Here is an 18926-nt window from a genome sequence, read left to right as displayed (position 1 = left end):
CATTGTGCCCTGACAACAACCCTTGACGGGGGACACCGGGAGGACGGTAAAGCAGCACGTGTGGCTGTCACCCTGAGTATGCGCCGCCACCTAACCAATAGCCAGCAGCCCAGCGCACAACCGTTCCGCGTGGCTCAGCACTTCGACGGCTCAGCGGGCCATTACCCGGCGTTCTCCAATATCGAACCCCGGCCCGCCCGGAACTGAGTCAATCAGCCGGCGCGTGTAGGGATGTTGAGGGTTCCCGTAAACCGCGTCGACATCCCCCTGCTCAACTACTTCGCCGTGGAACAGGACCAGGATTTCGTCGCTGACGTGGTGCACAACGTCCAGGTCGTGCGAGATGAAAGCCATGGTGAGGTCCAGCTCTTTCCGGAGCCTGCCAATGAGGTTCAAGATCTCAGCCTGAACCGATAGATCCAAGGCGGAGGTGATCTCGTCCGCGATGATCAATTTTGGCTGCACAGCCAGTGCGCGGGCGATGGCAATGCGCTGCCGCTGTCCACCGGAAAACTCGTGCGGATAGCGTTCGGCCACTTCAGGGTCCAGGCGGATGGTTGAGAGCCAGTAGGAGATCTTCTCGCTGTGTTCCTTGGGATTGGCCCGCAGGGGATCGATTGCCTCCGCGAGGGTTTGCCCAATGGTCCGCCGCGGGTTGAGCGAGGAATACGGATCCTGGGGAACCATCTGCACCGCCCGCCGCATGCGGCGGCGCTCGGCCCCGGACATTTTCGTCACGTCGCGGCCGGAGAACGAGATCTGTCCGTCGCTGGGCTTCACCAGGCCCACTATCGCTTTGGCCATCGTTGACTTTCCCGACCCCGACTCCCCCACGATGCCCAGCGTCTTGCCTGCATGGATACTGGCGTTCACGCCTTTGAGGACAGTGGCGGCCGAACGTCCGGAACCGAACGTCACCTTGACGTCGTTCAGTTCCAACACCGGCTGATTCTGCGTTACTACAGCGCTCATTGTGCGGTCTCCTTGCTGCCCGGGCTGTTGGTGATATGCCCGCCGTCGGCTGGGTCGTCGTCGAAAACTTCGTCCAGGGCGAAGTCCTTGGCCGTGACCGTTACGAGCTCGGCCTTGCGTTCGGCAATGGACGGCGTCGCGGCAAGCAGCGCTTTGGTGTACGGGTGCTTCACCTTGCCGGCGGCGAGTTCTTCGCCCGTGAGCCGCTCGAGGATCTTGCCGCCGTTCATCACGATGACCTTGTCGCATAGCGCCTGCACCACCCCAATGTCGTGGGAGATGAACAGCATGGCTGTGCCCATTTCACGGTTGATGGTGCGGAACTGCCTGAGCACATCGGCCTGGACTGTCACGTCGAGGGCTGTGGTGGGCTCATCGGCGATGATCAGGCGAGGGTCTGTGACCAGGGTCGACGCGATCATGGCTCGTTGAAGCATCCCGCCGGAGAGTTCGTGGGGGTGTTGCTTCATCCGTTTTTCGGGTTGGGTAATCCGAATGTCTGCCAAGGCCTTGACCATCCGGCCGAACGCTGTTCTCCGGGACTGACCGAGGTGCACGCGGCTTACTTCAGTGAGCTGCGATCCAATGCGGAGTGCCGGATTGAAGCTTGTTCCCGGGTCTTGATAAACGAGCCCGATCGAGATGGCTAGCTCGCGTGGGTTGTTCTTCTTCAAGAGGTTCAGCTCGCCGAGGCGCATGGTCTTGGCACTGACGCCCAGTTCCTCGGGCAGCAGCCCGGCAATGGACATGGCGGTGAGTGATTTACCGGAACCGGACTCCCCCACCAGGCCCACCACCTCACCAGCATGGATGCTGAGAGACACGCCCTTGACCAACGGAACGCCCGACGGCGTGGTGACGGTCAGGTTGTCCACCTCAACCAGCGCTTGGGCATCAGCGCGCATCGAGGCGGGCACTTCGGAAGCCTTGCGGAGGCTGCCGAACTTCCGCCCACCGCGGGGATCGGTGGCGGCGGCAAGGCCATCACCGATCAGCATGGCGCCCAGACCGGTAATGGTGATCATGATGGAAGGCATCACAGCCTGGAGAGGCTGGGAATAGATGTTGACGAGCCCCTCGTTCAACAAGCGTCCAAAGTCATACTCAGGATTCTGTACGCCCAAACCAATGAAAGACAGGCTGGAGAGGTCGATCAACGTTGTGGCGAACACGGTGGCGGTCAACACTAGGAGTGGTTCTGCCATATTCGGCAGCAGGTGCCTGGTGATGATGTGGGGTCCGGAGACGCCAAGCAACCGCGCTGTGGAGACGTAGTTTCGCTGGGAGATCGAAGCCGCCATGTTCGCGGTGAGTCGGGCGAATGCAGGGATGCTGGCGATGGAGATGGCCAATACTGCAGACCACGTGCCTTGCCCGAGGATAGCGGCGATCAGCAGGGAGAAGATGAGGCTCGGGTAGGCGACGGCCGCTTCGATGACGCGGAGCACGGCGGCGCGGATCCGGCGGGGTGCCAACCATACAGCGGTGCCGATTGCAATGCCTGCGACGACGGCGATTGCCGTGGTGGCCGCCGTCATGAGCAGCGTCAGACGGGTAGCGACCAAAGAACGGGCGAGAACATCGCGGCCGAAGTCATCGGTACCCAGCCAGTGAGCGGCACTGGGTCCTTGCGAGGCCTGCGGGGTCAGTTTCTCGGCGGCCTCCGACAGGAATATCGGCGCGAGAATCGCAGTGAGGACCATGACGGACATCATCACGAGACCCACAATGAGGCCGGTGGTCCAACGGAACCTGCGGCGTGGACGGGCTGTCTCAGCCATTGGACTTTCCTCCGAGCGTACGGGGGTCGATGAGGCCGAGGATGACGTCGACCAAGAGGTTCAGCACGATGGCCAGGAAGCCAAGGACAAGGATGATCCCCTGAATGACCGGGTAGTCCTTGTTGACGATGGCTGTGACGATCTCGCGGCCCAGACCGGGCCAGTTGAAGACGTTTTCCACGATGATTGCGCCGCCGAGCATGCCGGCCAGGATGAGCCCGGCCAGTGTCAGGGCTGTGGTTAACAGGTTGGGCAAGGCGTGCCGTGCATACAGGCGCAGCGACGGCAACCGCCACCCTCGGGCAGTCCTCAAATAATCCTGCTCAAGGACGGTGGACGTCTCGCGGCGGACCACGCGCGCGATGGAGCAGATGGGAGCGATTGACAGGCCAATTACGGGCAGTATGAGTGCGCTCAGTGAAGCTGCTCCGGCTGCTGGCAGGACCTTCAGGATAATTGCAAAGACCACCACCAGGATGGTGGAGACCACGTACTGCGGAACAGCCTGGAAAAATCCGGTCAGCATTCCGAATGACACGTCGAGCCATTTTTTGCGGCCGCCACGGGTCAGAATGCCCACGAGCATGCCGGTAGGAACTGAGACCAGGAGCACCAGGATGATACCGAGCACGGCGAGTTCTGCGGTGAAGGGCAGCTTGGTGGCAATAATCTGCGACACCGAGGTGCTGTAGGCAAAGGATTCCCCCAAGTCTCCGGTGAAAAGGCCGCCCACATAGTTGATGAACTGGACGAAGAGAGGTTCGTTGAGACCGAGACTGCTGCGAATGGCTTCGATTTGTTCCGACGTGGCATCCGCGCCCGCCACTGCAACGGCAGGATCGCCGGGGATGAGCGGAACCATGAAGAACGTCACCACCACCAGAAGGGCGACGGAGAGGATGACACCGCCGGCGCGGCGGAGGGCGTAGTCGGCCCAAGGGGAAAGACTCAGGGCACCGCCCCGGGGGCGCTTAGTGGCCCCCGGGGTTGTGCTCTCAAGGATCTGTACTTCCTTGGAGAGCATGGTTGGTTCAGTCATCGAGAAACCTCTGCTTATTTGGTGATGCGCATGGTGGCGTAGTCGACGATTCCCGACGGCGCCTGGATGGAGAATCCGGAGCGTTGCGCAACGATCTGCGGCTCGCCGACAAACGGAACGATGTCGTTGTCGCTCAGGATGCTCTTCTGCGCTTTGGTGTACGCGTCGCAGCGGGCCCCTTCGTCGGTGGCAGCTTGGGCGGTGGCGATGTCCGCGAGGATGTCGGCGTTTTCGCCACCGCCAATGTTGCGGCCACCCTTCTCGGTGGGAACTCCAGCGATGCGGGTCAGGGATGCTGCCACTGTTCCTACGAAGTTGGCATCACCCTGGACGGTCAGGTCCCAGGTTTCGGGCTTGGTCTGGGTCATGGTGGCCCACGCTCCGTTATCCACGAGCTGGAGTTCCACCGTGGCCCCTGCAGCACGGAGTGCTTCTTGGACGTAGGTGCTGCCTGCACCGTTGGGGCCGATGCTGGTGGTTCCCACCATCTTGAATGTCTTGCCTGCCAGCACGGCCTTGGCGGCTGCGGCGTCTTCGGGCGTCAGGCTTGAATTGTCCGGAAGAACGCACGGAACGGTAGGGGCCACAATCGAGTTGTAGGTGATGCCCTTGCCGGCGTAGGCGGCCGAGTTGAAGGCTTGCTGGTTCATTAGCTGAGCCACGGCCTTACGCAGTGCGGGATCTGTGAAGGGGCTGCCTTCGCGCTGGTTGAAGAGCAGAAAGATGCCGGCAAACGGGACTGTGGTGACGGCATAGTCTTTGTTGCTTTCGAAGCGCTGGACATCTGCGGGAGCGATGTCGGAGACGTCCATTTCACCTGTCAGCAACTGATTGGCCACGGTGGTTTTGTTGACGCCCGGGAAGAACCGAACGGTCTTCGCCGGCGTACCTTCCAGTGGCTTGGACCATTGCGGCCAGGCCTTGTAGTCCTCACGCAGGGTCATGTCGTAGCTGACTCCGTGGCTGGACTTCGTCAGTGTGTACGGGCCGGAGAAGGCTCCTTTGACGCTGCCTTTGGCAAGGCCGTCCAGATCAGCAAGACCTGCCGGGCAGATAATACCGGTCTGGGCCAGCGTCAAACCGCCAATGAGTTCGGACCACGGTTGTGCGAGCTTGATATCCACGGTTCCTGCGGCGTCATCACCGGTAATGGTGGGCTGGCCTGGTCCGAAGACGAGCTTGCCGAAGTTGTTCTTGGTGGCCGGATCGGCGAAGTAGCTCAGTGACTTGGCCACGATGCTGGGCGTAATAGCTGTGCCGTCCGCACAGGTAGCATCCTTGCGGATGGTCAGCGTGGCTTCAGAGGCAGTGGATTTCCATTCAGTGGCCAAGCCACCGATGAACTTCCCGTCGGCGTCCCGGCGGACCACCGTGTCGAACAGGAAACGGGCTACCTCGTAATCGTCCTTCGCGTTGGCTTTCGCTGCATTAAAGGTGGTGGGGTCGGCGTTGAGTGCAGTCCTGATGGTGTCGGTGGACATTGCTCCGCCGGTGCCGCCGGAGGAAGCCTGACCGCCCGTGGTGCAACCGGTCAAAAGGAACGCGGCAGCGGTAACGGTTGCCGCCGCTGCCATAAAAGTGGAACGTCCTTGCATGGGAATGAGCCTCCTGGTCGCCTTCGAGTGCCTTGCCATTGCGGATGCGAGCGCATCTGGCGGAGAAACCGGAAGGATTTGATCTGCGATAACTTTCGCGAATGAGAAGAGTTTCTCTAATTGAATCGAGGAAGTCAACGGTTTTTTGTGAGTTCGCCCACAGGTGACCCCCGCCACGCCGATGTTTTACACGCTGGAAACAGAAGGGCCTTGACGTGGTGATGAAAAAACGCGAAACTTTTCTCATATGTGATTGACGTCTCAGAGCGTTCAACTCATCCGGAACCCGGAACAACCAAAGGTGGAAGACATGGCAACGACCCTCGAGCTCACAGTCCGCAAGGCTCAGTGGACCCGGCCCCCGCGGGAGCTGGTCCGCGCATTTGAGGAGTTCCCGGTGGCCAATATTGGCGACGCCATGGAACGCCTGGGCATGGTGGACGGAAACATCAACCCGGTCTGGGCCGGCGCCAAGTGCGTGGGTTCCGCGTTGACCGTCCTCGGCGCGGCAGGTGACAACGCCGCCGTCATCGAGTCCCTCAACTACATCGAGCCTGGTGACATCCTGGTGATCAACGGCTTCGGGCACGAGCACCGGGCATTGGTAGGCGAACAGCTCTCCCAGCGCTTCGAGGCCGCAGGCGCTACTGGAGCAGTCATCGACGGCTATATCCGTGATCGCGCAACCATCACCGAGATCAAGTTTCCTGTCTTCGCACGTGGCACTACCCCTGCCGGACCGTTTAAAAACGGCCCCGGCGTGATCGGCGAACCGGTGGCAATCGGCGGCATCGTTTGCTCCGCCGGTGACATCGTCGCGGCAGATGATGACGGCGTCGTCGTCATCCCCCAAGCCCGTGCGGCCGAAATCCTGGAGCTGGTCAAGGCAGTTGCAATCCATGAGGCCGAGATGACTGCCGAGATCACCCGCGAATACAGCTAGTCCTCCCCTACTCCCCCTACGGGACCCCGCTTAGACTGAGAGAACCCGCAATGACTAACACATCGACGGAATCAGTGACACTGAACACCGCTCAAATCAAGGTCGTCACCGCTGACGGCAAGGTGGTGCGCAAGGCAACCTTGGCCGGCACCATGGGCTCCTTCGTGGAATGGTACGACTACGGAATCTACGGTCTGCTCACCACGTACCTGGCCATCAACATCATGGGTTCCAAGGACCTCGGTTCGTTGCTGCTGACCAACGTCGGCTTCCTGGTGAGCTTCCTGGCCCGCCCCTTTGGCAGCGTCATCGCCGGTTACCTCGGAGACAAGCTTGGACGCAAGAACCTGCTGGCCGTACTCCTGCTTCTGATCTCCGGCGCCACGGCCTGCATCGGCCTCATTCCGTCGTCTTCCGTGATCGGCTGGGCAGCCCCGGCTCTGCTGATCCTGTTCCGCGTCCTTCAGGGTTTCTCCGCGGGTGGTGAAGTGGCAGGTGCCATGGCCTTCGTTGGCGAGTATGCGCACGACAAGCACCGCAACTTCTCCATGAGCTTCATCGCAGTGGGCTCCTTCTGCGCCCTCCTCTTCGGCAGTGGCTTCTCCGCCATGCTCATCACCACGCTGGGCGATGCCACCATGGAAGCCTGGGCCTGGCGCATCCCGTTCCTGTTCGCGCTTCCGCTTGGTTACGTTGGCTTCTACATCCGTTCCAAGATGGAAGACACCCCGCATTTCGCGGCACTGCGTGAACGCAACGTTGTGGAGCACAACCCCTTGCGGGCCGTGTTCACCTCCAAGCGCCACCTCAAGGCCATCGCCCTGACCATCTTCCTGCCTGCAGTGAACGGTCCCGGCTACTACCTGCTGTTCGCCTACATGCCCACGTATTTGAAGACCCAGCTGGGCAGCGGCAACAACTTCAGCATGCTGCAGGCCCTCATGGTCACGGCCGTCAGCCTTGTTGCCATCATCATCGCCATCCCCCTCATGGCCCGTTTGTCCGACCGCATCGGCCGCAAGCCCGTACTGATGCTTTCCGCAGTGCTGATGGCCGTCGTCTCCTACCCGATGTTCGCCATGATCACCACCGGAAACATGGCTCTGGCCTGTGTAGCAACTGTTGTCATGGCCATCGCTTTCTCCGGGCACGCCGCCGTGGTCCACACGGTCCTGACCGAAATGTTCCCCACCACTGTCCGCTACAGCGCCTACAGCATTGGCCTCAGCATCAGCACCATCATTTTTGGCGGCAGCGCCCCCTTGGTGATGACCGAGCTGATCAAGAGCACCGGCAACAGCATGGTCCCGGCCTATGCCGCGATCGGCACGGCCATCATCACTCTGGTCTCCATCTTCTTCCTCAAAGAGACCAAGGGACAGCCTCTGGCCACCCACTAACAAGACACGCACGACGGCGGCCTGCCGCCATTGCCGGCCAGCCGCCGTCGTTGGACCATAAAGCACCACAACAAAACCATTGGGAGTCACCTTGGGCATCAACTCAGTCGCTGTCGTCGCAGACCTCGGCGAAAGCTACGGAAACTACACCATCGGCGACGACGACGCCCTGCTGGGCCTGGTCACCGCCTCCAATATCGCCTGCGGCTTCCACGCCGGCGATCCGCGCGTCATGGACACCACCGTGAAGGCCTGCGTAGATCGCGGCATCGAGCTGGGCGCCCACCCCGGCTACCCCGACCTGGTGGGCTTCGGCCGCCGCCTCATCGAAGCCAGCGAAGAGGAAATCCGCACGGACGTCCTCTACCAGATCGGTGCGCTGGACGCTTTTGCCCGCATTCACGGCGGCAAGATCAGCCACGTCGCCCCACACGGCCGCATGGGCAGCATCGCCCAGACTGACGCGAAGCACGCGCGCGCCATCACCGACGCCATCAAGGCCTACGATCCGTCGTACATCGTGATCTGCCAGAACGGTCTCCTGGCCGATGAATCCCGCAAGCGCGGACTCGAGGTGGGCTACGTCTTCCTGGCCGACCGCGGCTACGGCGAAGACGGTATGCCCGTTTCCCGCAACACCGAAGGTGCACTCCTCCACGATCCCGAGGAGATCGGGCGCCGTGTGGTCCAGGTTGTCACCGAGGGCACGGTTCGCGCCGTCACCGGCAAGGTGGTCCCGCTGGGCCACGACGCCGACGTCGTGCTCCTGCACGGTGACCACCCACAGGTCCTGGAGAACGGCACCGCCCTCCGCGCCGCCTTGGACCAGGCCGGCGTCAAAGCCACCGGGCTGCAGGAAGTGCTGGCAGAGAAAGCGCGGCTGGCGACGGTCTAGCAGCAGGCCAACTATCCATTCCCTACAAGCCAAGGACACATGAGTACGCACCCAGCTCCCGGACAGCTGAGCCCGGCATCGGCCATCCCAGACATCAAAGCAGTTCCGTTCGGGGACTCCGCATTGATGGTCAGCATCGCCTCCGGGACAGCTGAGGAACGCCAGACGGGAAGCCGGAAGCTGCGCGAAATCCTGCTGGAGGTCCGTCCCCATGGCCTGCTCGACGTCGTGGCCGGCATTGATTCCGTCCTCGTGGAATTCGACTGTCTCACCGTCAGCCACACCCAGCTGGCGCAAACCATCCGGCTGGCCGCGGCAAGCAGGGGTTACGAAGGCGACGGGCCAGCCCACCACGGGAAGCACTTCACCATTCCCATGGTGGTCAACGAATCGTTTGCACCGGATCTCACGGACGTGGCGGAAGAGCTTGGCATCAGTAAGGGGGCCGTCCTGGGACACCTCGAGGCCTCGGAGTTGAACATCAACCTTCTGGCCTCAGCCATGGCGCCCATGATGGGCAGGGTGCAGTTTCCCGGACAGGTCAGCCGGTGCAAGGAACCACGCACCAATGTTGACCCCGGATCCGTGATGGTGGCCGGAACCAATGCCATCATCCAGCCGTTCCCCGGACCGACCGGGTGGAAGGTCATCGGGCGCACTCCCCTGACCATCTGTGACATCCGGGAGAACCCGCCCACCTCCTTCAGGCCCGGCGACACCGTCCGGTTCAAGGTGGTCCCGGAAAGTGAATGGGAACGGCTCGAAGGACGGTTCCTGCGTGCCGATTCCGACACCACCAAGGGGGAACACTGATGCCGGCGTCCGAACGAAGCGTCACCATCACAATCCGTGAGGCCGCTTGGCTGGCGACCTTCCAGGATTTGGGCAGGGAGCAGTCCGAAGCCTTGGGTGTCCCCTGCGGCGGGGCCGCGGACCAGCACTCCGCGTCCGTGGCCAACATCCTGGTGGGCAATCCGCGGAATGCCACCGGCATCGAAATCATGGGTGGCCGGTTCTCCTTCACCACCTCAAAGCCCTTGCTGATCTCGGTCACGGGGGCGCCCGCGGATGTCACTGTCAACGGCAGCAAAGTACAGATGTGGGAACCGGTGTGCGTCCCCGCGAAAGGCCGGGTGGTCATCGCCAACGCCCACGGCGGCATGCGCAACTACCTCGCCTTCAGCGGCACCGTGGTCGCCGACCAGTTCATGGGCAGCACCGCACCGGAAGCACGGATGGGCTTTCCCCAGCAGATCTCTGCCGGACAGCACTTGAACCTCATCACGGCCTACGCAGGCTTCGAGCACCCTTACCTGACGCAGCCGTTGTTCCGCCTCCCCGTACCTGTTCCTTCGTTCGATCACCCGGTGTGGACCATCGACATTGTTGAAGGCCCCGAAACTGATGCTGCACACGGAATCAGGGAGTTGCTCGCCGCTCGGGAGTACACGGTGACGGCGAAATCCAACCACGTAGGGCTGCGTCTTGACGGGCCGGTGGTGCATCCGGAAGGGCTCGGTGAGATCGTGTCCCACGGTGTGCCCATCGGCGCCTTCGAGATACCGCACGGAGACGAACTCATCATTCTGGGCCGTTACCGAACACTTACCGCCGGCTACCCCATTGTCGCCTTCGCTACCAAGGCATCGCTTCCCATGTTGGGTCAAGCCCGGCCCGGTCAGCGCATGAGATTCCGCTGGGTGAGCCAAGAAGAAGCTGTCGAAAGCCAGCATGAGTCCCAGCGCCGGCTGAGCCTCTTGGAATCGCGCGTGCAGAGCCTTTTCAGCGCCATCGATCTGCCACATCACTCACGGCCGGTCGCGGCGCAGGAAGCGGCCTGAAGCACGTCACGCCCCCAAGGTACTTGACGCTCACGTAAACTAAATGAGAAACTTTTCGCATATGTGATTCGAATCTCACAACCAAACAGACCCGAGGAACGTAAATGATGGGACTTCTTGAAGGCAAGGTCGCCGTAATCACAGGCGCAGGAACGGGCATGGGCCGCTCCACCGCGGAACTGCTCGCAGCCGAAGGAGCGCACGTGGTACTGGTGGGACGCAGGCTATCCGTCCTGGAAGAGGTCGCAGCGGGAATCAAGGCCGACGGCGGCACCGTCCACCCCCGCGCTGCGGACATCGCCTCCAAGGACGACGTAGACACCCTGGTGGCCTGGGTCAGCGAAAATGTTGGTCCGGTGGACATCCTGGTCAACAACGCCGGTAGTGCCAGCAAGGTCCTCAACGTCCGCTGGATCAGCCAGGAAGAATGGAACGAGGTCCTGGACGTCAACCTCAACGCCGTCTACCTCCTCACTCAGGCAGTACTCCCGAGCATGCTTGCCCGGAACACCGGCAGCATCATTACCGTTTCGTCGTTGGCAGCGGTCAATCCGAACCTGCTGGGGGGTGCGGCCTATGGCGCTGCCAAGGCAGCGGTCCGCAACTTCATGACGTACCTGCACAACACCTTCCGCAATGAAGGTCTGCGCGCCATCACCATTCTTCCGGGCGAGACAGCCACTCCGATTCTCGACAACCGGGCCCGTCCACCCAAGGCTGAAGAGCGCAGCGCCATGGTCCAGCCGGAGGACGTGGCCCGCGCCATCCACCTCGTAGCCACGCTGCCGCAGCGCACTGTGGTCCAAGAGCTCGTCATTGCACCTACCGTGCAGCGCGATACCTCCGGGGACATCGAAATCAGCCGCTGGACCGGCGCGCCCGTGGAAGACCTCCCGCGCTCGTGAAACCCCGGCGCCTCTACACACCCGGCAAAGCCGCCACCCTTCCGACGACTCGAAGCAGGACTGTCATGACCCTTGAACCAACCACCGCCATCTCAGCGTTTCAGCCTTCCGAGGCCGTGCTTCGGGTACAGCGCACGTCGTTGCGCGTCCAGCAGCCCCAATCCAAAGGTGACCTCGTGTCGCTGGCCATGGGCGAACCAGACTTCGATACCCCCGAACAGGTCCGCGCTGCTGCGGCCCGCGCCCTGGAAGAAGGGCATACCCATTACTCGCCACTGCTCGGCGAGCTGGTGCTTCGCGAGGAGTTGGCTGCCCGTATCGGCCAGCTCCTCGGCGGAGTGGCCAGCCCCAGCGACGTGCTGATCACCCAGGGTGGAACCGCAGGCCTTTCTGCCGCCATTCTCGGCATCGTGAACCCGGGAGACAAGGTGGTCATCCCGGACCCCACGTATTCGCTCTACGCGGACGTGGTCAGCATGGCTGGCGGGACCATTGTGCCCGTCCCCCTCGCTGAGGACCTCCACTGGGACCTTGGAGCCCTGGCGACGGCCCTCGAAGGCGCAAAGATGTTCGTCTTCTGCAACCCCTCCAACCCCACCGGAATCGTCCACTCCCGCCAGGAACTTGAAGCGCTGGCGGACATGGTGGCGGGAACTGACACCTTGGTCCTGTCTGACGAGGCCTACAGCGACCTCGTGTACACACCTGAACCCTTCACTTCCGCTTTGGAAATACCGGGCCTGGCGGGCAGGACCATCTACTGCCAGACATTCTCCAAGAGCTATGCCATGACGGGCTGGCGAGTGGGCTACCTCTGGGGCCCCTCGGACGTCATCGCATCCGCTGCGCGCGTCCACAACACCTTCAACGGTTCAATGAACACCGCGGTCCAGCTGGCTGCCCTGACGGCGCTCAAAACCTGCGGCCCCGACATCGAGCGCATGCATGCTTCGTACGCAGTGCGACGCGAACTGATGTTTGAGGGCCTCAGCAGGATTCCGGGACTCACGGTCAGCTCACCTGAAGGCGCCTTCTACCTCTTCCCGAAGTACGACGTCGACATGCCGGCAGCGCACATGGTGGCGCACCTTCGTGAGTTCGGTGTTGCCGTGCGCCCGGGCAGCGAGTTTGGTCGGAACGGCGAACATCACCTTCGTCTGTCCTACGCTGCCAGCGCGGAGGCGATTTCGCTCGGCGTCGAACGCATCGCCGCCGGTCTCGCTGCGCTCAAGTAGGCACGCATGACAGTTCTCGACCCACCGGCCGGGTTGCGCATCGACATGCAGCGAAACCGGATGCTTTTGGTGGACGCGGCCGGCCGGCTCTTCGGAGCCGGCCGTTCGGCTACCATGTCCGAAATCGCTGCTGAAGCCGGCATTTCGACAGCTACCGCCTACCGGCACTTCGCCTCTGTTGACGACGTGCTTGCGGCTTACCGCTTCGAAGCGGGCCGGGAGCTCTTGGAATTCAGCCGGGCTGCAGAGGCCGAGGGCTTGGAGCTGTTGAAAGTTGTCTGCCACAAGTGGGTCCGGTTAGTAGTCCAGCATGGGGCATCCATGGTCCATACGCGCTCAGCGGAAGGCTACCTCGCCCGGGTCAGGTCCGGCGCCTACTACCTTGCCGTACAGGCCGAAGCCCTCGAACGTCCGTTGGAAGAAGCATCCCGGGCTTTGGGGATCGAACACCCCGGCGATGAAGCACTCTTCCTATGGAACGGCTTCTTTGACCCCCGCGAAATCTACGACCTCATGGGGAGCCTGGCCCTCACCGAGGAGCAAGTGTCGGCACGACTGGTCAGGACTTTCACCGCCGCCCTCACGGGCTGGTCGACTTCCAGGACCTAAGCTATGAGTTGACGAAAGGGCACCCATCAATGCGTAGTGACACACAGCGCAACCGCAGGCAACTGGTCAAGGCAGCCGGACAGCTTTTCGCGTCCCGTCGCGGAACCATCAGCATGACCGATGTCGCCAAGCACGCGGAAATCTCCACTGCCACCGCTTACCGGCACTTCGCTTCAGTCGAGGACATCCTGGCAGAGTACCGGTTCGGCGTCGGCGAGAAGCTGCGTGACTACAGCCTGAAGCAGCAGGAAATGTCCGGCGTCGAACTTTTGACGGCAGTCAGCCGCAAGTGGGTTGACCTGGTCACCCGTCATGGCGGAGCCATGCTCTACACCCGTTCCGGCGAGGGATACCTTGCCCGGCTCCGCACGGGCGCCTACTACCTGACGGTTCAGGCGGATGCTTTGGAGCGGCCCCTGCGCGAGGCCGTCGAGGAACTGGGACTGCCGCCCATCGGCGACGAAGCAATGTTCCTGTGGAACATCCTCTTTGATCCACGCGAAATCCTGGACCTCATCACTACGGTCGGGCTTTCCAAAGACCAAGTCACCGCCAGGCTCATCTCTGCCCTCAAGGGCGCGCTGGCGGGCTGGAGCGAGGACCGCGAGCAGGGCTAGTCCGGCGCTTTATTGAACGGCCCCCGGCCGCATGAGTTCACGGATCCGCTCCGCCGGCAGTGCCGTCAGGGCTGCGACACGGAAGATGTCCATCCGGCCTGATTTCAGCCCCTCCAGGATGTCGCACCGGAGTTTCTGCGCAGTCTGCTCTTTGACTTCCAACGCAGCATCCAACTGGCGGACCACCGTGAACAACCGCGTGAGGTGCCAATCATGCCGAACTCCCGAAAAATGCAGGTCCTGGTAGGCGCTTCCGAGCCGCTTCACATCCGCCGCCCTGATTCCCACCACAGTGGAAATCGCAGACAAGGACACTTTGTCCGCCAGTGCAGCCGCAATTGCCTCATTCCGCTGGCTCAGCAAGGTACGAACATGGCTATCTATGCAGGCCCGCGTTACCCGGGCCTCGGAGAGGCGCAATTCCACGCGGTCCAAACGGGGCTTTGCAGGCGATGCGCGGCGACGCGGCCGGGCTTCAGCTACGTAGGTCACGGCGCGTGAGGCCCTGAACCAGTTGCCAGTCAACGGCGGAGTTATCGTGCACCGGCATGATGCTGCCTTCCAGTAGCCGCAGGCCCTTTTCCGTCTCCCCGGCGGGCGCCCAGATGCCACTGATCGGGCAATGGCTTCCGGTGCCGGCAACAAATCGGCTCCGGCGTGATCGGGCTTCTGCGGGTTGTCCAACGATGCGCAACATTACTTGCCTCCGGCGTTGTTCTGGCTGTTGCCTCAAGCCTATGGTCCAGCTCACTTAAAAGCAAGAAAAGTTTCTCATTTGAGTAGTGCATCTCATAAATCCGATGGTAGGTGTCTGACCACACCCCACGCTTCTTTCAGGAGATGGCAGCCATCCTTGCTCGACCCGAATGCCGGCATCTCCTTCCGCGACAGGCAAGAGAGGGCGCCGGCGAGCAGCATCCGGCCGGATGAACCCCCACTGGGTGCTCCCGATCCACGCGTTGATCACTGAGGGTCGCGGCGGACCACGGAGCGGGAACGGCCTTCGTCACGACGACGAAAATTGGCCGGGTAGCTGTTGAGCGGGGCGTCGAGGGTTATTCGCGCAGCCTTGACGGCCTGGCCCCGATCTGAGAAACTCTTCTCAATTATGAATGTGATCTCATGCTTGGTTAGACAGCGCCATTTTCCCAAGCAGACGACCGAAAGGATCCGCGACATGGGACGTGAACCCCTGCCTCCGCTTGTTGTCATGGGAGTCTCCGGCTGTGGCAAATCAACCTTGGGCTCATTGCTGAGCGAGCGCCTGGGTCTGCCTTTCCAGGATGGGGATGATCTTCACCCTGTCGCCAACAAGGCGAAAATGGGCGCAGGGATTCCGCTGGATGACCATGACCGGAGACCCTGGCTTGAGGAAATCGGCCGCCAGCTACGCCAGTCGCAAGATGCGGGCGAGCCGCTGATCATCGCCTGTTCGGCACTGAAACGCAGCTACCGGGACCTGCTGCGGCAGCATGCCCCTGACGTCGTTTTCGTCCACCTCAACGGTGACCGCGAAACCCTCCTGAGCCGCATGAACGCCCGCAACCACGAATTCATGCCGAGCAGCCTCCTCGACTCCCAGCTCAGCACCCTGGAGCCCTTGGCTTCGGACGAAAAGCATGTGCTAGCTGACTTCAGCCTCGCCCCTCCCCTGCTGGTGGATGACATCTGCGGGCGGCTTCGAGCGTAGCCGAAGCTGCCTGGTGCTTCAGCGATCCTGCAGCACTATCCACCAAGGGGGCGATGCTCTCCGGACAGGCCGGGCAGGCTGGTAAATCCCGGGATCAGGCCCACCGGTCTCAACATGATCTGCGATCAGTGTCCAACTCTTTCGCATCCGGGTCTTCCACGAACCACTCGCGTCGCTGATTCACGTCAGCGGTGTTCCCGGCGCCGGCCCCGGCTGTCGGGTTGCGTGTTGCGATTCCGCGTGCCGGCGCCGGAAAGCTCATAGGGCCCTAAGGGTAGAGAACAGCGGTAGCGCCGTACTGCAAACCAGGCAAGCGTCAGCCTGCAGTCTTGGCAATGTAGACGTCGCAAGGAGCATTGTGAGCCACGCTGGTAGCTACGCTGCCAAGGACACGGCCGAGCCCCTGCATACCTTTGTTGCCAACAACGATCATTCTGGCTTCGACCCTCCTTGCTTCGTCGAGCAAGACATGAGTCGCGGTTCCGCGGACAGCCGCGTAGGTGACTTTGAGATCGACCGAGCTCAGTTCAGCAACAGCCGCCCGCGCCGTCTCCTCCGCGTTCGCTTCATGACTGGCCACTCGGTGGTCACTTCCAGTACCAAACACTATGGCGCCGTCGTCGTCGTAGGCCGTGACAACATGGAGCGCAGCACCAAGCGATAAGGCCAGGTCCCTGGCGGCATGAGCGGCACTCTTAGCTGTGACGCTGCCGTCCACCCCTACAATGATGGCTCCGGTCATGACTGAATCTCCTTCGTAATATATGAAACGGCGTGAAAGGTTGGCTGCTATTCGGAGTCGTACCATTTGGATTCGAGGTGATCGGCAACGACCCTGCGAATGGTGCCTGAGTGGGAGCGCAGGACGATGCTGGTGGTTCGAACGAATCCAGGCATACGCCGGACTCCGTCCACGAGGGCGCCGTCGGTGACACCAGTCGCCACAAAATAGCAATTCTCTCCCCGAACCAGATCGTCCTGGTCAAACACACGATCCAGGTCATGGCCGGCTTCGAGGGCCTTCGCTTGCTCAGAGGCGTCAATGGGCGCCAAACGCGCCTGGATGAGCCCACCCAGCGCCTTCACCGCACAGGCAGTAATAATGCCCTCGGGAGTTCCGCCGACCCCAACACACATATCTATGCGTGAATCAGGTCGAGCGGCATTGATCCCCCCTGCTACATCACCGTCCAGCAGCAGCCTGGTTGAGGCGCCGGTCGCCCGGATATCGGCAATCAACTGAGAATGTCGTGGGCGATCGAGGACCGCAATCTGCAGGTCGTCAACTGCCATGCTCTTGGCTTTGGCGAGGGCAAGGATGTTTTCACCGACCGGTCGCCTAAGGTCGATGACCCCGCGGCCTTCCGGGCCGGTGACGATCTTGTCCATGTAATAGACAGCACTGGGGTCAAACATTGATCCGCGCTCCGAGACGGCAATGACAGAGAGTGCGTTTTGGCGGCCGGCGGCCGTGAGGCTGGTGCCGTCGATAGGATCGACAGCAATGTCCCAGGAAGGCCCGGTGCCGTTTCCGACGCGCTCACCGTTGTACAGCATGGGCGCCGCGTCCTTCTCACCCTCGCCGATCACCACCACGCCATCAAAGGCAACGGAACCGAGGAAATGCCGCATTGCGTCCACGGCCGCACCGTCGGCGGCGTTCTTGTCACCCTTGCCGATGAAGGGGGCGGCCCTGATCGCCGCAGCCTCGGTGGCTCGGACCAGCTCCATCCCCAGATTGCGGTCAGGGGCATCGAGCGAGGTGATGGATTTTCTGTTCACGAGGTTGATGATACCGAAAATTCGGATAGTGGTCGACCACTTGACCACTTATTTGACTGGTCGACCACTTTGGGTTTACCGTCGAAAGCGTGCCCGACCCAAGAGGTTGAGGGACCGGGTTACCGGCTAGGGACCCAGCACGTCAGAGTTGCCGTCAGGGAGTCAGTCCCTCAACATCAAGGAGTAACGATGCTCGCCGTCGTCGGATTCGCTACGCTCGGATCATTTATGATCGCAGTCATGCGCAGATGGGCCACCGCGTTTGTGGCCATCATTTGCGCTCCTGTCCTGTTCGCTGTGATCGCAGGTTTCGGCCCGGACCTGGGAGACATGGTCATGTCTGGCCTGAAGACGGTCGCTCCGACCGCCGTTCTGCTCCTTTTCGCAGTTCTCTACTTCGGCGTCATGATGGACGCCAAGCTCTTCGATCCCATCTCGAAGCTCATTCTTCGACTTTCCAAGGGAGACCCGGTTCGGATTTGCGTCGGAACTGCTGTGCTGTCCATGGCTGTGGCCTTGGATGGTGATGGCACCACGAGCTACATGATCATCTGCTCGGCATTCCTGCCCATCTACAAGAAACTCAAGATCAACCCGCTCATTATTGCAACAGTCGCCGCAATGTCACTCGGACTTATCTCCGGGTCCACTCCTTGGGGAGGCGCCGCAACCCGGGCCATCAGCGTGCTGCAGTTGGATGCAACTGAGTACTTCGTCAGCCTGATCCCCTCCCTGGCTCTTACCTGTGCGTTTATCCTCGCGGTGGCCTACATCCTTGGCCGCTCCCAGAGGAAGCACGTCGATGAAGCAGCCGTCGCTGAATTGGCCGCGGAGATCAAGAACGGCACTCACCACATCGGTGAGCGCCCCACCTGGCGAACCTGGGTAAACGCCGGCCTCACCATCCTGCTGCTGGTTCTCCTGATTGCCGGAGTCGCACCCTTGGTGGTCCTCTTCATTGGCGCCTTCGTTATCGCCCTGCTCGTCAACCACCCGAAGCTGCATGACCAAGGTGAATCCATCAAGCGACACGCAGTGAGCGCCGTACCCGTCGTCATGCTCGTCCTTGCCGCTGGTGTCTTCACTGGGATCCTGTCTGATTCAGGCATGATCCAAGCCATGGCTGATGCGCTGCTAAGCATCGTCCCGACATCGATGGGCGCACTGCTTCCGCTTTTTACGGCCATCATTGCCATCCCGCTCGGATTCTTCATGTCCAACGACGCCTTCTTCTTCGGTATCCTCCCGGTACTGTCCGAGTCCGCGTCGCAGTATGGCATCCACGCCAATGAAATTGCCCGTGCAGGTGTCGTAGGCCAAATTTCCCACATGATCGGACCTGCATCTGCTCCCCTGTGGGTACTTCTCGGGCTCTTGAAGAAGGACCTCGGGGAGTTCCAGAAGTTCTCGATTCTTTGGGTTGTAGGAGCCTGCCTCGCATTCATCGGCTTCCAAATCCTCACCGGCGCCATCAGCGTTACCGGCTGATCGTCCCCACTAGTTCCTGGTCCGTCAAAGAGACCTGGTTATAAAGAAAAGGAAATACCGTGACTACATCCAAGCAGTACCGACTGGCCGTTCTGAACGGCGATGGCATCGGCCCGGAAATCGTTCCCGCGTCC

The 18926-nt window shown here is 61.5% G+C and carries 18 protein-coding genes; 11 read left to right on the top strand and 7 right to left on the bottom strand.

Annotated features, from left to right (window positions below):
- Positions 1 to 150 precede the first annotated feature (150 nt).
- Genes AR689_RS00605 through AR689_RS00590 form a run of 4 tightly spaced genes read right to left on the bottom strand, consistent with a single transcriptional unit; the run spans position 151 to position 5387 of the window.
- The gene (locus tag AR689_RS00605; protein ID WP_062065306.1) at positions 151 to 972 is read right to left on the bottom strand and encodes an ATP-binding cassette domain-containing protein; all 822 of its coding nucleotides are present in this window, start codon (positions 970 to 972) and stop codon (positions 151 to 153) included.
- Entirely contained in the window at positions 969 to 2753 is a 1785-nt protein-coding gene (locus AR689_RS00600; protein ID WP_082697711.1) for a dipeptide/oligopeptide/nickel ABC transporter permease/ATP-binding protein, read from the bottom strand. Before AR689_RS00600 ends, AR689_RS00605 begins: the two co-directional genes overlap by 4 nt.
- A complete protein-coding gene (locus tag AR689_RS00595) occupies positions 2746 to 3792 on the bottom strand; it encodes an ABC transporter permease (RefSeq protein WP_231745387.1) in 1047 nt (348 codons plus the stop codon). The genes AR689_RS00600 and AR689_RS00595 overlap by 8 nt, the downstream gene beginning before the upstream one ends.
- Before the next feature lie 14 nt (positions 3793 to 3806).
- Entirely contained in the window at positions 3807 to 5387 is a 1581-nt protein-coding gene (locus AR689_RS00590) for an ABC transporter substrate-binding protein (protein ID WP_062065304.1), read from the bottom strand.
- 310 nt (positions 5388 to 5697) lie between these two features.
- On the opposite strand from AR689_RS00590, the gene AR689_RS00585 reads away from it, so the two are divergent.
- The 9 genes from AR689_RS00585 to AR689_RS00545 all read left to right on the top strand — a co-directional run bounded on the left by AR689_RS00585 (position 5698) and on the right by AR689_RS00545 (position 13832).
- Entirely contained in the window at positions 5698 to 6330 is a 633-nt protein-coding gene (locus AR689_RS00585; protein WP_062066058.1) for an RraA family protein, read from the top strand.
- A 50-nt stretch (positions 6331 to 6380) separates the two neighbouring features.
- Positions 6381 to 7730: an MFS transporter gene (locus AR689_RS00580; protein ID WP_062065301.1), complete on the top strand. Its 1350-nt coding sequence runs from the start codon at positions 6381 to 6383 to the stop codon at positions 7728 to 7730.
- A 91-nt stretch (positions 7731 to 7821) separates the two neighbouring features.
- Positions 7822 to 8625 carry a LamB/YcsF family protein gene (locus tag AR689_RS00575; RefSeq protein ID WP_062065298.1) on the top strand — a complete coding sequence of 268 codons (804 nt, stop codon included), beginning with the start codon at positions 7822 to 7824 and terminating at the stop codon, positions 8623 to 8625.
- A 39-nt stretch (positions 8626 to 8664) separates the two neighbouring features.
- Positions 8665 to 9438: a 5-oxoprolinase subunit B family protein gene (locus tag AR689_RS00570; protein ID WP_062065295.1), complete on the top strand. Its 774-nt coding sequence runs from the start codon at positions 8665 to 8667 to the stop codon at positions 9436 to 9438.
- Complete coding sequence (locus AR689_RS00565) at positions 9438 to 10466, top strand: 5-oxoprolinase subunit C family protein (RefSeq protein ID WP_062065292.1); 1029 nt, start codon at positions 9438 to 9440, stop codon at positions 10464 to 10466. Before AR689_RS00570 ends, AR689_RS00565 begins: the two co-directional genes overlap by 1 nt.
- A gap of 104 nt (positions 10467 to 10570) precedes the next feature.
- Positions 10571 to 11371, top strand: coding sequence for an SDR family oxidoreductase (locus AR689_RS00560; RefSeq protein WP_231745386.1), 801 nt, complete (start codon positions 10571 to 10573; stop codon positions 11369 to 11371).
- 65 nt (positions 11372 to 11436) lie between these two features.
- Positions 11437 to 12606, top strand: coding sequence for a pyridoxal phosphate-dependent aminotransferase (locus AR689_RS00555; protein WP_062065289.1), 1170 nt, complete (start codon positions 11437 to 11439; stop codon positions 12604 to 12606).
- A 6-nt stretch (positions 12607 to 12612) separates the two neighbouring features.
- Positions 12613 to 13215, top strand: a complete 603-nt coding sequence (locus AR689_RS00550; RefSeq protein WP_062065286.1) for a TetR/AcrR family transcriptional regulator — start codon at positions 12613 to 12615, stop codon at positions 13213 to 13215.
- 29 nt (positions 13216 to 13244) lie between these two features.
- Positions 13245 to 13832, top strand: a complete 588-nt coding sequence (locus AR689_RS00545; protein ID WP_062065283.1) for a TetR/AcrR family transcriptional regulator — start codon at positions 13245 to 13247, stop codon at positions 13830 to 13832.
- Positions 13833 to 13841: 9 nt separating this feature from the next.
- Here the strand turns inward: AR689_RS00545 and AR689_RS00540 are convergent, their stop codons facing one another.
- Positions 13842 to 14324, bottom strand: coding sequence for a hypothetical protein (locus AR689_RS00540; RefSeq protein WP_156424505.1), 483 nt, complete (start codon positions 14322 to 14324; stop codon positions 13842 to 13844).
- A gap of 685 nt (positions 14325 to 15009) precedes the next feature.
- Between AR689_RS00540 and AR689_RS00530 the strand changes: the two genes are divergently transcribed.
- Complete coding sequence (locus AR689_RS00530) at positions 15010 to 15522, top strand: gluconokinase (RefSeq protein ID WP_062065272.1); 513 nt, start codon at positions 15010 to 15012, stop codon at positions 15520 to 15522.
- A 316-nt stretch (positions 15523 to 15838) separates the two neighbouring features.
- Here AR689_RS00530 and AR689_RS00525 read toward each other — a convergent pair whose 3' ends face one another.
- Together AR689_RS00525 and glpX are read right to left on the bottom strand one after the other, a co-directional pair.
- On the bottom strand, positions 15839 to 16264 hold the full coding sequence (locus AR689_RS00525; protein ID WP_062065269.1) for a universal stress protein: 426 nt from the start codon (positions 16262 to 16264) through the stop codon (positions 15839 to 15841).
- A gap of 47 nt (positions 16265 to 16311) precedes the next feature.
- Entirely contained in the window at positions 16312 to 17253 is a 942-nt protein-coding gene (gene glpX / locus AR689_RS00520; RefSeq protein ID WP_156424511.1) for a class II fructose-bisphosphatase, read from the bottom strand.
- 240 nt (positions 17254 to 17493) lie between these two features.
- Between glpX and AR689_RS00515 the strand changes: the two genes are divergently transcribed.
- Entirely contained in the window at positions 17494 to 18792 is a 1299-nt protein-coding gene (locus tag AR689_RS00515; RefSeq protein WP_062065266.1) for a CitMHS family transporter, read from the top strand.
- Positions 18793 to 18926 lie beyond the last annotated feature (134 nt).

Origin of the sequence: Arthrobacter sp. EpRS71 (assembly GCF_001512285.1) — a bacterium.
GTDB lineage: Bacteria > Actinomycetota > Actinomycetes > Actinomycetales > Micrococcaceae > Arthrobacter.
Note: the sequence above shows the minus strand (reverse complement) of the source record. Positions and strands in the feature narration are given on the sequence as shown.